Raw genomic sequence first — 14,206 nt, 5'->3', positions numbered from 1 at the left:
ATATTTGAACCGTTAAACCGCGGCAGCGCCGCCGACGATTTCCGAGATCTCTTGGGTGATCGCAGCCTGACGCGCCTTGTTGTAGATCAGCTGCAAATCGCTGATCAAATCACCGGCGTTGTCGGTAGCGTTCTTCATCGCGATCATCCGCGCTGCTTGTTCAGCTGCGTTGTTCTCGACCACCGCCTGGTAGACCTGCGACTCCACGTACCGGACCATCAAGCCGTCAAGCAGCTCCTTGGCATCCGGTTCGTAGAGATAGTCCCAGTGGTGCTTGAGTTCCTGTTCCGGGGTCGCCACCAGTGGGACCAATTGCTCCACGGTTGGCTGTTGCGTCATGGTGTTGATGAACTTGTTGGATACCACGGACAGGCGGTCAATCCGGCCTTCCAGGTAAGCATCCAGCATCACCTTGACGCTGCCGATCAGATCATTGATCGACGGCTCTTCACCCAGGTGGCTGATAGCAGCGACGACGTTGCCGCCGAAGTTGCGGAAGAACGCCGCACCCTTGCTACCAATCACGCACAGATCGATCTCGACGCCTTGTTCGCGGTTTACAGCCATGTCCTTGACCAGGGCCTTGAACAGGTTGGTGTTCAAGCCACCACACAGACCACGGTCACTGCTCACCACGACGTAACCGACGCGCTTGATAGCACGGTCGATCATGAACGGGTGGCGATATTCCGGGTTGGCGTTGGCCAGATGACCAATAACCTGGCGGATGCGCTCCGCATAAGGGCGGCTAGCAGCCATGCGCATTTGTGCCTTGCGCATTTTGCTGACCGCCACTTTTTCCATGGCGCTGGTAATTTTTTGCGTGCTTTTGATGCTCGCAATCTTACTGCGAATCTCTTTTGCGCCTGCCATGTAACACCTATCAGGTTAGCAAGCGGGAGCCTTGCGACTCCCGCTGCGGCTTACCAGGTTTGGGTGGCCTTGAACTTCTCGATACCGGCTTTCATGCCAGCGTCGATTTCGTCATTGAAGTCACCCTTCACGTTGATCTTGGCCAACAAGTCGGCGTGATCGCGGTTGAAGTAAGCAATCAGCGCTTGTTCAAAGCTGCCGACCTTGGCGATTTCGACGTCAGTCAGGAACCCACGCTCAGCGGCATACAGCGACAGCGCCATGTCAGCGATCGACATTGGTGCGTATTGCTTCTGCTTCATCAGCTCGGTAACGCGCTGACCATGCTCAAGTTGCTTACGGGTCGCTTCGTCCAGGTCAGAAGCGAACTGGGCGAATGCCGCCAGTTCACGGTACTGAGCCAGGGCGGTACGGATACCACCGGACAGCTTCTTGATGATCTTGGTCTGAGCGGCACCACCCACACGGGATACCGAAACACCGGCGTTCACAGCAGGACGGATCCCGGAGTTGAACATGGCCGATTCCAGGAAGATCTGACCGTCGGTGATGGAAATCACGTTGGTCGGAACGAACGCGGAAACGTCGCCAGCCTGGGTTTCGATGATCGGCAGAGCGGTCAGCGAGCCGGTCTTGCCGGTCACTGCGCCGTTGGTGAACTTCTCTACGTACTCTTCCGAAACGCGGGATGCGCGCTCCAGCAGACGGGAGTGGAGATAGAACACGTCGCCTGGGTAGGCTTCACGGCCTGGTGGACGGCGCAGCAGCAGGGAGATCTGGCGGTAAGCCACTGCCTGCTTGGACAGATCGTCATAAACGATCAGCGCGTCTTCACCGCGGTCGCGGAAGTATTCGCCCATGGTGCAACCGGAGTACGGTGCCAGGAACTGCAGCGCAGGAGATTCCGATGCGCTGGCCGCCACGATGATCGTGTTGGCCAGGGCGCCGTTTTCTTCCAGCTTGCGAACCACGTTGGCGATGGTCGATTGCTTCTGACCGATGGCTACGTAGACGCAGAAAATGCCGCTGTTCTTCTGGTTGATGATCGCGTCGATCGCCAGAGCGGTCTTACCGATCTGACGGTCACCGATGATCAGCTCACGCTGGCCACGGCCGACAGGGATCATGGCATCGACAGCCTTGTAGCCAGTCTGTACAGGCTGGTCTACCGACTTACGCCAGATCACGCCAGGAGCAACTTTCTCGACCGCGTCGGTCTCGGTGTTGTTCAGCGGACCTTTGCCGTCAACAGGGTTACCCAGTGCGTCGACAACGCGACCCAGCAGTTCCTTACCAACCGGAACTTCGAGGATGCGGCCGGTGCACTTGGCGCTCATGCCTTCGGCCAGCGACTGGTAGGAACCCAGTACAACGGCACCTACGGAGTCTTGCTCCAGGTTGAGGGCCATACCGTAGACGCCGCCCGGAAACTCGATCATCTCGCCGTACATGACGTCGGCCAGACCGTGAATCCGCACGATACCGTCAGATACGCTGACGACAGTGCCTTCGTTACGGGCTTGGGAGGTCACATCGAGCTTGTCGATGCGGCCCTTGATAATTTCACTTATTTCGGAAGGATTGAGTTGCTGCATTGCTCTGCTGCCCCTTCAAACTCAAGATTTCAATGCTTCGGCAAGTTTCGCGATTTTGCCGCGAATCGAGCCATCGATAACCAGGTCGCCGGCGCGGATTACAACGCCCCCTATCAGGGACTTGTCTTCCTCGACTTGCAGGCGCACTTCCCGGTTGAGTCGTGCACTGAGAACCTTGGCGAGTTTGTCTTGCTGTTCTTGGTTCAATGCGAAAGCACTGGTCACTTCCACGTCTACCGACTTCTCTTGCTCGGCCTTGTACAGGTCAAAAAGAGTGGCGATCTCCGGCAGAAGCAGGAGACGGTCGTTTTCGGCAACGACGTGAATGAAATTCTGTGCCTTGGCATCGAACTTGTCGCCGCACACGTCAATGAACGTGGCGGCCTTTTCTGCGCTCGTCAGTCGCGGGGCCTTGAGCACGCGCTGCATGGTGTCGTCTTGCGACACCGCTGCAGCCAGGCCGAGCATGGCTGACCAATTGGCCAGTTGCTGGTGGGCCTGAGCGTGCTCGAAGGCCGCCTTAGCGTAAGGTCGGGCCAACGTGGTCAGTTCTGCCATGATCGCCCTCGCTTAGATTTCAGCAGCCAGTTGGTTAACCAGCTCTGCGTGCGCGTTTTGATCGATTGTGGCACCCAGGATCTTCGAAGCACCGCCAACGGCCAGAGCACCCACTTGGGCACGCAGCGCGTCTTTGACACTGTTGAGTTCCTGTTCGATCTCGGCTTGAGCCTGAGCCTTCACACGGTCAGCTTCGACGCGAGCCTGTTCACGGGCTTCGTCGACAATCTGGGTACCGCGTTTCTTGGCTTGCTCGATGATTTCAGCTGCCTGAGCTTTCGCTTCGCGCAGTTGCTGACCCACTTTCTCATGGGCCAACTCCAGGTCGCGAGCTGCACGGCTGGCAGCGTCCAGACCATCAGCGATCTTCTTTTGACGTTCGTGCAATGCCGCAATGACCGGAGGCCATACGAACTTCATGCAGAACAGTACAAAAATCAGGAACGCAACGGACTGGCCAATCAGGGTCGCATTAATGTTCACGCCAACACCTCGCAGTTACGTTGTCCATCACACCAATCTACTCGAGACATCCGAGTAATTAGCCAGCGATTTGACCAACGAACGGGTTCGCAAAGGTGAAGAACAGCGCGATACCAACACCGATCATGGTCACGGCGTCGAGCAGACCGGCCACGATGAACATTTTGACTTGCAGCATTGGAACCATTTCTGGCTGACGCGCTGCGCCTTCCAGGAACTTGCCGCCCAACAGGCCGAAACCAATTGCGGTACCCAGTGCGCCCAGGCCGATCAACAGTGCAACAGCGATAGCGGTTAGACCAACTACAGTTTCCATCTTTCCTCCCGACTTTTACGTCGTATGGTTTAGGTTTTTTAGATTAAAGCGGTAAAACAAATCGTTTCTCAGCCCGGTTCGGGCTCCTTCCCGTTTGACCGGGAAGGACATCAGACTAGTCGAGACTGGCCTTAATGGTTTTCTTCGTGCGCCATCGACAGGTAGACGATGGTCAGCATCATGAAGATGAACGCCTGCAGGGTGATGATCAGGATGTGGAACACAGCCCACGCCCATTGCAGGACTACACCCAGGCCGCTGAGCCACAGCAGGCCGCTGCCGAACATCACAGCGATCAGGATGAACACCAGTTCGCCGGCATACATGTTGCCGAACAGACGCAGTGCCAGAGAAATCGGTTTGGCGATCAGGGTCACGAACTCCAGCAGGAAGTTCACCGGGATCAGCAGGGCTTGAACCAGGATGTTCTTGCTGCCGAACGGGTGCAGGGTCAGTTCGCCGATGAAGCCGCCGATGCCCTTGACCTTGATGCTATAGAAAATGATCAGTGCGAAAACCGAGAACGCCATGCCCAGGGTCGCGTTCGGGTCGGTGGTCGACACGGCGCGGAATGGGATGTGTGCATCGCCGGAGATCAGGATGGCCAGCTGAGGAATCCAGTCGACCGGTACCAGGTCGACGGCGTTCATCAGGAACACCCAGACGAAGATGGTCAGTGCCAGCGGTGCGATCACCGGGCTACGGCCATGGAAGCTGTCTTTCACGCTGCCATCGACGAATTCGACCAGTACTTCAACGAAGTTCTGCAGTGCACCAGGCTGACCGGAAGTCGCCTTCTTTGCCGCCATGCGGAAAAGAAGAACGAAGATCAGACCCAATGCGACCGACCAGCCGAGGGTATCGACGTGGAAAGCCCAGAAGCCCATTTCCTTGGCTTCTGCTGCGGTGTGGGCAAAGCCCCAGCCGCCGTTGGGTAGCTGACCGAAGGTCAGGTTCTGCAAGTGGTGCTGGATATAGCCCGAAGCGGTTGTCTCTGCCATGGTTGCCTCAAACGCCCTAAGGTCTCGAAAGTCTTGTTCTCATTAGCAGGGGAGCGAACCAGCTAACCAGTTGGGTCAGCACGAAGACGCTGAATACAGCCAGCGGCGCCAGTGGCTTCACACCTGCGAACGTCAATGCAAACAGCACTGCCGTCAAAATCAGTTTCCCCGCCTCGCCGGCATAAAAAGACCGGACGATAGCCTGGGCTGCTCGGGCGCCGGAAAACCGAAAGGCCCTGTGAGCAAAGTAAATATTGGGAAGCAAGGCTATCAGGCCTCCGCAAAGCCCTGAGTATCCGGCGACGACTCCTTTCCATTGCCAGAGCGCCAATGCGGCGATCAGTACAACGGTGAATTGGGCCATCAAAACCGGGAAAACTGCCAGACGATGGAACGGCAAGCGGTTTGGCGTGCGGGTTTCCATCGCTTTTGCTCTCCAATAGTCGGCCGCCATAATTCAATAACTTGGCATAATTTGTGCCGACAAAATGCGCGCAGAGTATAGGGGCGGTTCTGCCCCTATTCAACTGTCAGGTAGTGATTTCCGACTGCGCGCTACAAGAGCAATTGTTTCAGCGAATGTGTGCAAGGACACCTTGCAGCTCATCGAGGGAGTTGTAGCCAATCACCAATTGCCCCTTTCCCTTCTTTCCGTGGCGGATCTGCACCGCAGAGCCCAGGCGCTCGGCCAGGCGCTGTTCCAGGCGAGCGATATCAGGATCGGTTTTGGGTGCCTCGACAGGGGCCGGTTTACCGCTCAGCCACTGGCGAACCAGTGCCTCGGTTTGGCGCACAGTCAGACCGCGTGCGACAACATGTCGCGCCCCTTCAACCTGTTGATTTTCCGGCAAACCGAGCAATGCCCGGGCATGACCCATTTCCAGGTCGCCATGGGACAGCATGGTCTTGATGACTTCCGGCAACGCAATCAGGCGCAGCAGGTTGGCCACGGTCACGCGGGACTTGCCCACCGCCTCGGCAACTTGTTGCTGGGTCAGCTGGAATTCCTGCTGCAAGCGCTGCAGGGCCACGGCTTCCTCGATCGGGTTGAGGTCTTCACGCTGGATGTTCTCGATCAGCGCCATGGCGATGGCCGTTTCATCCGGCACATCACGGACCATTGCCGGGATGGTTTCCTGGCCGGCCTGCTGGCTGGCGCGCCAGCGACGTTCGCCGGCAATGATCTCGAAGCGCCCATTGGCGATCGGCCGGACCACGATCGGCTGCATCACGCCCTGGCTCTTGATCGACTGGGCCAGTTCTTCCAGCGCCTGCGGGTCCATGTCCCGGCGCGGCTGATATTTGCCGCGCTGGATCAGGTCCAGCGGCAAATGCTGCAACTCACGCTGATCGACCTGGACAGCCTGTTCTTCCAGCGAGCTGACAGTGGGACCGCTGAGCAGTGCATCCAGTCCACGTCCGAGACCTCGTTTCTTGACGGCCATGGGGTTTCCTTAAGTTGGCTGGGCTGCAGCGGTGCGTGGATTGCGGCGCTGACGGCGAACCATCTCGCCCGCCAGGGCCAGGTAAGCCAGCGCACCACGGGATTGTTTGTCGTAGGCCAGGGCCGGCATCCCGTAGCTCGGCGCTTCGGCCAGGCGGATGTTACGCGGGATGACCGTGTCGTAGAGCTGCTCGCCGAAGTGTTCCTTGAGCTGGGCCGAAACATCGTTCATCAGGCTCAGGCGCGGGTCGTACATGGTCCGCAGCAGGCCTTCGACCTTCAGGTCCGGGTTCAGCAGTTCGGCGATGCGCTTGATGTTATCCACAAGGTCGCTCAACCCTTCCAACGCGAAGTACTCGCACTGCATGGGGATAATTACCCCATCGGCCGCCACCAGGGCGTTGAGGGTCAGCATCGACAGCGACGGTGGGCAGTCGATCAGGATGTAATCGTAGTTTTCCCGGATCGGCGCCAAGGCGCTGCGCAGACGGCTTTCCTTCATCTGCATTTCCAGCAGCACCACTTCGGCCGCCGTCAGGTCACGGTTGGCCGGCAGCAGTTGATAACCGCCGTGTTCGGAAAAGTGCATGGCCTGGCCCAGATCGCATTCGCCGATCAGGACGTCGTAGATGGAGTTTTCCAGGCCATGCTTATCCACACCGCTACCCATGGTGGCGTTGCCCTGTGGATCGAGATCGATCAACAGCACCCGGCGCTTGGTCGCGACCAGGGATGCTGCGAGGTTGATACAGGTGGTGGTCTTGCCCACACCACCCTTCTGGTTCGCTATCGCGAATACCTTAGCCATTCTTGCTTGTGTTCCCAATCATGCCGTGCGGCGCAGTATCAGCAGATGGCGTTGGCCTTGGCAACCGGGTACGGCCAAGGCGTGTTCGCTATCGAGGTGGAAGTCTGCCGGCAATGCTACCAGCTCATCGGCCGGATGAACGCCCTTCATTGCCAGCCAGCGCGTATCGGCGTCGCCCAGGTGGCGAGTCCAGTTGCTGAAGTTCTCCATGCTGCTGAACGCCCGGGAGATGATCCCGTTGAACGGATCTGCAGGCTGGAACGCTTCGACGCGGCTGTGGATAACTTGCAGGTTATCCAGTTTGAGTTCGAGTTTGACCTGGGTCAGGAAGCGGGTTTTCTTGCCGTTGCTGTCCAGGCAGGTCACTTGCGAGTCGGGAAACAGGATCGCCAGCGGAATTCCCGGCATGCCCCCGCCACTGCCGACATCCAGCCAGCGACCGTTTTCGATGAAGGACATGACACTGAGGCTGTCGAGCAAATGGCGCGAGACCATTTCGTCCGGATCGCGCACGGCGGTCAGGTTGTAGGCCTTGTTCCATTTGATCAACAACGCCAGATAACCCAGCAATTGCGCGTGCTGGGCTTCGGTCAAGTTGACGCCGAGCTGACGGGCACCTGTGGATAACTCTTCAGCGTGTTGCGAGGTGACCATCGAACTCAAGCGCTTTGCTCCAACTGGCGGCCCGCGCCGCGTTTTTTCAAATGAATCATCAACAGGGAAATCGCCGCTGGCGTGACGCCGGGAATGCGCGAGGCCTGGCCCAAGGTCTCTGGACGGGTCGCACCGAGCTTGCTCTGGATTTCCTTCGACAACCCGGAAATGCCGGTGTAATCGATATCCACAGGCAGCTTGGTGTCTTCACTGGCGCGCAGACGGGCGATTTCGTCCTGCTGGCGGTCGATGTAACCGGCGTACTTGGTCTTGATCTCGACCTGTTCAGCCACCTGTGGATCTTCCGCGCCCTGGCCAGTCACTTCCACCAGCCCGGCATAGTCGATTTCCGGACGGCTCAAGAGGTTCAGCAGATTGTATTCGTGGGTCAGCGGCGTGCCGAATTTCGCCGCAATGGCATCGCCCTGCTCGGTACCGGGACGAACCCAGGTGCTTTTCAGGCGCTGCTCTTCCAGCTCGATGCTCTCGCGTTTCTTGCAGAACGCGGCCCAGCGCGCGTCGTCCACCAACCCCAGTTCGCGACCTTTCTCGGTCAAGCGCAGGTCGGCGTTGTCTTCACGCAGGATCAGGCGGTATTCGGCCCGGGAGGTGAACATCCGATACGGTTCCTGGGTTCCCAGGGTAATCAGGTCGTCCACGAGCACCCCGATGTATGCCTCATCGCGACGCGGGCACCAGCTGTCTTTGCCCTGGGCGCGCAGTGCGGCGTTGGCACCGGCCAACAGCCCTTGGGCGCCGGCCTCTTCGTAACCGGTGGTGCCGTTGATCTGCCCGGCGAAGAACAGACCGCCGATAGCTTTGGTTTCCAGGCTGTACTTCAAATCGCGCGGATCGAAGTAGTCGTACTCGATCGCATAACCCGGACGCACGATGTGCGCGTTCTCCATGCCACGGATCGATTGCACGATCTGCAATTGCACGTCGAACGGCAGACTTGTGGATATCCCGTTCGGATACAACTCATGGGTGGTCAAACCTTCCGGTTCGATAAACACCTGATGGCTTTCCTTGTCGGCAAAGCGATGGATCTTGTCTTCAATCGACGGGCAATAGCGCGGGCCGACACCTTCGATTTCACCGGCAGCGGAATACATCGGCGAACGATCGAGGTTCGCCGCGATGATTTCGTGGGTGCGGGCGTTGGTGTGGGTGATCCAGCAACTGACTTGCCGTGGATGCTGTTCCTTGTTGCCCATGAACGACATCACCGGGATCGGCGTATCGCCAGGCTGCTCGGTCATCACCGAGAAATCCACGGACTTGCCGTCGATGCGAGGTGGCGTACCGGTTTTCAGGCGCCCGACACGCAATGGCAACTCACGCAGGCGGTGAGCCAGAGCAATCGACGGCGGATCACCGGCGCGACCGCCGGAAAAATTCTGCAAACCGATGTGGATAAGTCCGCCGAGGAAGGTCCCGGTGGTCAACACCACGGAATCGGCGAAGAACCGCAGGCCCATTTGCGTGACGACACCGCGTACCTGGTCCTGTTCGACGATCAGGTCATCGGCCGCTTGTTGAAATATCCACAGGTTCGGCTGGTTTTCCAGGATTTCACGGACAGCGGCCTTGTACAGGACTCGGTCGGCCTGTGCGCGAGTAGCGCGCACGGCTGGGCCTTTGCGGCTGTTCAATACGCGAAACTGGATACCACCCTTATCGGTGGCCATGGCCATCGCGCCGCCTAGGGCATCGATTTCCTTGACCAGGTGGCTTTTGCCGATCCCACCAATGGCAGGGTTGCAACTCATGGCACCGAGGGTTTCCACGTTATGCGTCAGCAACAGGGTTTTTGCCCCCATGCGCGCTGATGCAAGTGCTGCCTCGGTACCGGCATGACCGCCGCCGATGACGATCACTTCAAAACGGGAAGGGAAATCCACCACGCACCTCGTGCCTGCTTAATTCAGGTAATTCGGAAATAGGTCTTGAGCCTGGCCAGAGCGTTTTTCGAGCCAGGTCGGCAAGTATAGGGACTTCCCCTTTCCTAAAGAACCCTTTGCACAAAATTTAACCAGCTGTGGAAAACTCGCGGTTAAAGAAATTAAAAAGAAAGAAATTTATAAAACCTTTGTTTTTATGTTTATTCTTACGGAGCCACCTATCTGTGGATAACATTACACAGGCCTTTATTTTCAATATGTACAGAGATTCAAAACCCTGTGGTCAGGTGGCAATGAGGGGCTTGGATAACCGGTGTAAGCCTGTGGATGAATGGGCCTGTTATCCACAGAGGAGGTTATCTTCAGTTTTGAAGGGAGTTTATCAACCGACCTCAATGGCAGTTATTCACAGGGCTTAATCCACAGAAAATCGCCGCGATGGATCGCAGCAGCGTCCACGGGCAAGCCGCCATCAAGGGCAATCGTGTCAAAAACAGAGGAGAGGAACCGGGTTTGCGTTGGACTCGAGAGGCTTCGAGGACAAACCCGGTTTGAAAGGCGGGGTTATTTACCGATGCAGAAGCTGGAAAAGATCCGCCCCAACAGGTCGTCGGAGCTGAAGGCGCCGGTAATTTCCCCGAGGGAATGTTGGGCCTGGCGAAGGTCTTCGGCCAACAACTCACCCGCCCCCGCCAAGGTCAGCTGCGCGCGACCGTGTTCCAGGGCGGCACTGGCATGGCGCAAGGCTTCAAGATGCCGCCGGCGGGCGCTGAAGCTGCTTTCCGCGGTCTGCTCATAGCCCATGCAGGCCTTGAGGTGTTCACGCAGCAATTCCAGGCCTTCGCCCGCCGCCTTTGCGCTCAGACTGATGGTCACATGGCCGTCGTTGCTGACCTCAAGGACAATCGCTTCCCCGGTCAGGTCGGCCTTGTTACGGATCAAGGTAACTTTCGCTGGATCCGGGCGGACTTCGAGGAATTCAGGCCACAAGGCAAATGGATCGTCCGCTTCCGGTGCGGTGGCATCCACCACCAGCAGGACCCGATCGGCTTCACCGATGGCCTTGAGCGCCCGTTCAACGCCGATTTTTTCCACCTGGTCATCGGTGTCGCGCAAACCTGCGGTATCCACTACGTGCAGCGGCATGCCGTCGATGTGGATATGTTCACGCAGGATGTCCCGGGTGGTGCCGGCGATCTCGGTGACAATCGCCGCTTCACGACCGGCCAGGGCATTCAACAGGCTGGACTTGCCGGCATTCGGCCGCCCAGCGATCACCACGGTCATCCCATCGCGCAGCAAGGCACCCTGTCCGGCTTCGCGCAGTACTGTGGATAACTCATCGCGCACCTTATCCAGCATGCTCAGCACGTGGCCATCGGCTAGGAAGTCGATTTCCTCTTCCGGGAAATCAATCGCGGCCTCCACGTAAATCCGCAGGCCGATCAATTGTTCGGTGAGGTTATGCACACGCTGGGAAAACGCACCCTGCAAGGAACGCAATGCGTTGCGTGCCGCTTGTGCAGAACTGGCTTCGATCAAATCGGCGATCGCTTCGGCTTGGGCCAGGTCGAGCTTGTCGTTGAGGAAGGCCCGTTCACTGAATTCACCCGGCCGCGCCAGGCGACAGCCCAGTTCCAGGCAACGCTTGAGCAGCATGTCCAGCACGATGGGGCCGCCATGCCCTTGCAGTTCCAGTACGTCTTCGCCGGTGAACGAATTCGGTCCCGGGAAATACAAGGCCAGCCCCTCGTCGAGGACCTGCTGGTCATCACTGAAAAACGGACCGTAATGAGCAAACCGCGGTTTGAGTTCACGACCGCTGATAGCCTTGGCCGCAACACTGGCCAAGGGCCCCGAAATACGGACGATGCCGACACCGCCGCGACCTTGGGCGGTGGCAACGGCGGCGATGGTTTCACGCGGAGCGCTCATAAACCGGTATCCAGACAAAAGTGGCAGATAGCAAAACGCCCCACTAGGGGGCGTTTTGTGTGGTTATCCACAGAGCAAGTTACGCCTCGGCTTTTTTCGCAGCCGCTTCGATCTTACGCGTGATGTACCACTGCTGAGTGATGGACAACACGTTGTTCACAACCCAGTACAGCACAAGACCAGCCGGGAACCACAGGAAGAAGAAGGTGAAGATGATTGGCATCATTTTCATGACCTTCGCCTGCATCGGATCCGGAGGCGTTGGGTTCAACTGCTGCTGGATGAACATGGTCGCGCCCATGATGATCGGCAGGATGAAGAACGGATCCTTGATCGACAGGTCGGTAATCCACAGCATGAACGGTGCCTGACGCATCTCCACGCTTTCCAGCAACACCCAGTACAGCGACAGGAACACTGGCATCTGCACAAGAATCGGCAAGCATCCACCCAGCGGGTTGATCTTCTCTTTCTTGTACAACTCCATCATGGCCTGGGACATTTTCTGCCGGTCATCGCCATGTTGCTCTTTCAGCGCGGCCAGTTTTGGGGCCACAGCGCGCATACGAGCCATGGATTTGTAGCTGGCGGCCGACAATGGGAAGAACAGACCCTTGATCAGCATGGTCAGGAAAATGATCGACCAGCCCCAGTTACCGACGATGCTGTGGATATGTTGCAGCAGCCAGAAGATCGGCTGGGCAATGAACCACAGGAAACCGTAGTCCACGGTCAGTTCCAGACCTGGGGACAACTCTTTCAGGACGGCCTGGCTTTTAGGACCGGCATACAGAATGGCGCTGGTTTCGGCTTTCGCACCTGGCGCGGCAGTCAATGTCGGACCGGTGTAACCGATGATGAAGTTGCCTTTGCTGTCTTTGCGCGTCTGGACGACGTTGCTGTCGCCTTTTTGCGGGATCCAGGCTGTTACAAAATAATGCTGCAGCCAGGCAACCCAGCCACCTTGGACGGTTTCCTTGAGCGGGCCCTTGTCCATGTCCTTCATGGACACTTTCTTGTACGGCTCCGAACTTGTCCACAGGGCAGCGCCCAGGTAAGTCGCGGTGCCAGTGGCGGTGCTGGAGGAAGGATCGTCGCTGGCGTCACGCTTGAGTTGCGCGAACATCGCACCGGACCAGGGCTGTGCGCTCTGGTTGTCGATCAGGTAAGAGACGGTTACGTCATACAGGCCACGTTTCAAGGTGAAACGCTTGATGTAGTTGACGCCATCCTTGCTGAACTTCAGGTCCACGACCAGTTGGTCCTGACCGTCAGCCAGTTGATAAGTCTTCTTCTCGGCAGAGTAGACCGGGCGACCGGCCGGGTTCGAATCCGGGCCGTTGGTACCGATCAGGCCACTTTGGGCCAGATAGGTGCGCTCGTTACCGTTGTCGAACAACTGGAACGGGATTTCCGGATGATCCTGGCGACGTGGGTACAGCGGCAGCTTCAGCTGGGCGACGTCACCACCTTGTGGATCGATTGCCAGCTCGAGCACGTCCGTTTTGATCTGGATGAGATCTTTGCTTACGGCCACGGGGGCTTCGGCAGGAGCGCTGGTATCGCTTGCCGCGCGCGGGATGTCGTCATTGCTGGCAGCGTTGTTGCCAACTGGGGCATCCGGCAGGCTCGGTGCGGTATTGCTGGCTGCAACATTCTGAGTCGGCAGGGCAGCCTGGCCATAGTCCTGGTTCCATTTAAGGACCATGACGTAGGACACGATTGCCAGGGCGACGATCAGGATCGTGCGTTTGATATCCATGATTACTCGGCCATCGAAGAAGAACGGGAGGTAGGGATAGGCGGAACCGGGTCATAACCGCCGGGATTCCACGGATGACAGCGACCTAAACGACGAAAGGTCAGCCAGCCACCGCGCAGTAGGCCATGATTTTCTATGGCTTCGTACGCGTAGCAGGAACAACTGGGGTAGAAACGACAGTGGCTGGCCATCAAAGGACTAATGGCATAGCGGTAAAACTGGATCGGAACGAGTGCCAGTTTACGCATCGGGACTGTCTACCCCTACAGTTTCGGTGTTGACTGCTGGTACTGGCTTGTTACGGGCCAGACGCTTCCAGAGCTTGCCGAAATGCTGAATCAATTCGGGGTTTTCTACGTCACCCAAACCTTTGCGCGCGACGATAACAATGTCCCATCCGACCAGTGAATCCTGGTTCAGGCGAAACGATTCGCGCATCAGACGTTTGAGGCGATTGCGCTGAACAGAGAGCTTGACGCTCTTTTTCCCGATAACCAGCCCTAGTCGGGGGTGATCGAGATCGTTACTGCGCGCAAGGAGCAGGAGATTTTTCCCCGGAACCTTGCCGGTAGGGGAGTCAAAGACTGCCTTGAAATGCCGGGGTGTAAGCAGACGCTTTTCCCGACTGAAGTCCTGACTCACCTCCAGTGCCGGATTATCAAACTGCCAGACGCGCACGACCTTTGGCGCGACGACGCGACAGGACGGCACGACCGTTCTTGGTAGCCATGCGAGCACGGAAACCGTGGGTACGAGCGCGTTTGATAGTGCTTGGTTGGAAAGTACGTTTCATGTCGTGTTACCTGGTTCGTCCACAACGGGCCGGAATGGCCCCCGTTTTAAGAGACCGGGGATTCTAGAGAAAGCAAGCCT

General features: G+C 57.7%; 16 protein-coding genes. All 16 read right to left on the bottom strand.

Translation table 11 applies throughout. The features are described from left to right. Positions 1-12: 12 nt before the first annotated feature. The 16 genes from atpG to rpmH all read right to left on the bottom strand — a co-directional run bounded on the left by atpG (position 13) and on the right by rpmH (position 14,126). The gene (atpG, locus tag ASC85_RS10860; protein ID WP_014340988.1) at positions 13-873 is read right to left on the bottom strand and encodes a F0F1 ATP synthase subunit gamma; all 861 of its coding nucleotides are present in this window, start codon (positions 871-873) and stop codon (positions 13-15) included. A 50-nt stretch (positions 874-923) separates the two neighbouring features. Next, positions 924-2,468, bottom strand: a complete 1,545-nt coding sequence (gene atpA / locus ASC85_RS10855; RefSeq protein WP_003207093.1) for a F0F1 ATP synthase subunit alpha — start codon at positions 2,466-2,468, stop codon at positions 924-926. 21 nt (positions 2,469-2,489) lie between these two features. Next, a complete protein-coding gene (locus tag ASC85_RS10850; RefSeq protein WP_003207094.1) occupies positions 2,490-3,026 on the bottom strand; it encodes a F0F1 ATP synthase subunit delta in 537 nt (178 codons plus the stop codon). 12 nt (positions 3,027-3,038) lie between these two features. After that, positions 3,039-3,509, bottom strand: coding sequence for a F0F1 ATP synthase subunit B (locus tag ASC85_RS10845; RefSeq protein WP_003187193.1), 471 nt, complete (start codon positions 3,507-3,509; stop codon positions 3,039-3,041). A 58-nt stretch (positions 3,510-3,567) separates the two neighbouring features. Then, entirely contained in the window at positions 3,568-3,825 is a 258-nt protein-coding gene (gene atpE / locus ASC85_RS10840) for a F0F1 ATP synthase subunit C (protein ID WP_003097235.1), read from the bottom strand. Positions 3,826-3,956: 131 nt separating this feature from the next. Then, positions 3,957-4,826 carry a F0F1 ATP synthase subunit A gene (atpB, locus tag ASC85_RS10835; protein ID WP_014340989.1) on the bottom strand — a complete coding sequence of 290 codons (870 nt, stop codon included), beginning with the start codon at positions 4,824-4,826 and terminating at the stop codon, positions 3,957-3,959. A 16-nt stretch (positions 4,827-4,842) separates the two neighbouring features. Beyond that, on the bottom strand, positions 4,843-5,250 hold the full coding sequence (locus tag ASC85_RS10830; RefSeq protein ID WP_013694636.1) for a F0F1 ATP synthase subunit I: 408 nt from the start codon (positions 5,248-5,250) through the stop codon (positions 4,843-4,845). 148 nt (positions 5,251-5,398) lie between these two features. Next, on the bottom strand, positions 5,399-6,271 hold the full coding sequence (locus tag ASC85_RS10825) for a ParB/RepB/Spo0J family partition protein (protein ID WP_003207098.1): 873 nt from the start codon (positions 6,269-6,271) through the stop codon (positions 5,399-5,401). 9 nt (positions 6,272-6,280) lie between these two features. Continuing rightward, the gene (locus ASC85_RS10820; RefSeq protein ID WP_003207100.1) at positions 6,281-7,078 is read right to left on the bottom strand and encodes a ParA family protein; all 798 of its coding nucleotides are present in this window, start codon (positions 7,076-7,078) and stop codon (positions 6,281-6,283) included. Positions 7,079-7,096: 18 nt separating this feature from the next. Then, the gene (gene rsmG / locus ASC85_RS10815; protein WP_177343168.1) at positions 7,097-7,732 is read right to left on the bottom strand and encodes a 16S rRNA (guanine(527)-N(7))-methyltransferase RsmG; all 636 of its coding nucleotides are present in this window, start codon (positions 7,730-7,732) and stop codon (positions 7,097-7,099) included. A gap of 5 nt (positions 7,733-7,737) precedes the next feature. Next, positions 7,738-9,636 (bottom strand): tRNA uridine-5-carboxymethylaminomethyl(34) synthesis enzyme MnmG, encoded by a 1,899-nt coding sequence (gene mnmG / locus ASC85_RS10810; protein WP_057449316.1) that lies wholly within the window; start codon positions 9,634-9,636, stop codon positions 7,738-7,740. A gap of 564 nt (positions 9,637-10,200) precedes the next feature. Beyond that, the gene (gene mnmE / locus ASC85_RS10805; protein WP_057449315.1) at positions 10,201-11,571 is read right to left on the bottom strand and encodes a tRNA uridine-5-carboxymethylaminomethyl(34) synthesis GTPase MnmE; all 1,371 of its coding nucleotides are present in this window, start codon (positions 11,569-11,571) and stop codon (positions 10,201-10,203) included. A 79-nt stretch (positions 11,572-11,650) separates the two neighbouring features. Then, a complete protein-coding gene (gene yidC / locus ASC85_RS10800; protein WP_057449314.1) occupies positions 11,651-13,333 on the bottom strand; it encodes a membrane protein insertase YidC in 1,683 nt (560 codons plus the stop codon). Positions 13,334-13,335: 2 nt separating this feature from the next. Next, the gene (gene yidD / locus ASC85_RS31055) at positions 13,336-13,581 is read right to left on the bottom strand and encodes a membrane protein insertion efficiency factor YidD (RefSeq protein ID WP_010465488.1); all 246 of its coding nucleotides are present in this window, start codon (positions 13,579-13,581) and stop codon (positions 13,336-13,338) included. After that, positions 13,574-13,975, bottom strand: a complete 402-nt coding sequence (gene rnpA, locus ASC85_RS10795; protein WP_003207107.1) for a ribonuclease P protein component — start codon at positions 13,973-13,975, stop codon at positions 13,574-13,576. The genes yidD and rnpA overlap by 8 nt, the downstream gene beginning before the upstream one ends. Before the next feature lie 16 nt (positions 13,976-13,991). Beyond that, positions 13,992-14,126, bottom strand: coding sequence for a 50S ribosomal protein L34 (gene rpmH, locus ASC85_RS31050; RefSeq protein ID WP_003213577.1), 135 nt, complete (start codon positions 14,124-14,126; stop codon positions 13,992-13,994). Between the last annotated feature and the right edge of the window lie 80 nt (positions 14,127-14,206).

Source organism: Pseudomonas sp. Root401, assembly GCF_001425105.1.
Taxonomy (GTDB): Bacteria; Pseudomonadota; Gammaproteobacteria; order Pseudomonadales; family Pseudomonadaceae; genus Aquipseudomonas; species Aquipseudomonas brassicacearum.
This window is presented reverse-complemented; position numbering and strand designations above follow the sequence as displayed.

Excerpts from the sequence above, each read along its gene's own strand:
- atpG (WP_014340988.1), bottom strand. The coding sequence starts at position 873 with ATGGCAGGCGCAAAAGAGATTCGCAGTAAGATTGCGAGCATCAAAAGC.
- atpA (WP_003207093.1), bottom strand. The coding sequence starts at position 2,468 with ATGCAGCAACTCAATCCTTCCGAAATAAGTGAAATTATCAAGGGCCGC.
- ASC85_RS10850 (WP_003207094.1), bottom strand. The coding sequence starts at position 3,026 with ATGGCAGAACTGACCACGTTGGCCCGACCTTACGCTAAGGCGGCCTTC.
- atpE (WP_003097235.1), bottom strand. The coding sequence starts at position 3,825 with ATGGAAACTGTAGTTGGTCTAACCGCTATCGCTGTTGCACTGTTGATC.
- atpB (WP_014340989.1), bottom strand. The coding sequence starts at position 4,826 with ATGGCAGAGACAACCGCTTCGGGCTATATCCAGCACCACTTGCAGAAC.
- ASC85_RS10830 (WP_013694636.1), bottom strand. The coding sequence starts at position 5,250 with ATGGAAACCCGCACGCCAAACCGCTTGCCGTTCCATCGTCTGGCAGTT.
- ASC85_RS10825 (WP_003207098.1), bottom strand. The coding sequence starts at position 6,271 with ATGGCCGTCAAGAAACGAGGTCTCGGACGTGGACTGGATGCACTGCTC.
- ASC85_RS10820 (WP_003207100.1), bottom strand. The coding sequence starts at position 7,078 with ATGGCTAAGGTATTCGCGATAGCGAACCAGAAGGGTGGTGTGGGCAAG.
- rsmG (WP_177343168.1), bottom strand. The coding sequence starts at position 7,732 with ATGGTCACCTCGCAACACGCTGAAGAGTTATCCACAGGTGCCCGTCAG.
- mnmE (WP_057449315.1), bottom strand. The coding sequence starts at position 11,571 with ATGAGCGCTCCGCGTGAAACCATCGCCGCCGTTGCCACCGCCCAAGGT.
- yidC (WP_057449314.1), bottom strand. The coding sequence starts at position 13,333 with ATGGATATCAAACGCACGATCCTGATCGTCGCCCTGGCAATCGTGTCC.
- yidD (WP_010465488.1), bottom strand. The coding sequence starts at position 13,581 with ATGCGTAAACTGGCACTCGTTCCGATCCAGTTTTACCGCTATGCCATT.
- rpmH (WP_003213577.1), bottom strand. The coding sequence starts at position 14,126 with ATGAAACGTACTTTCCAACCAAGCACTATCAAACGCGCTCGTACCCAC.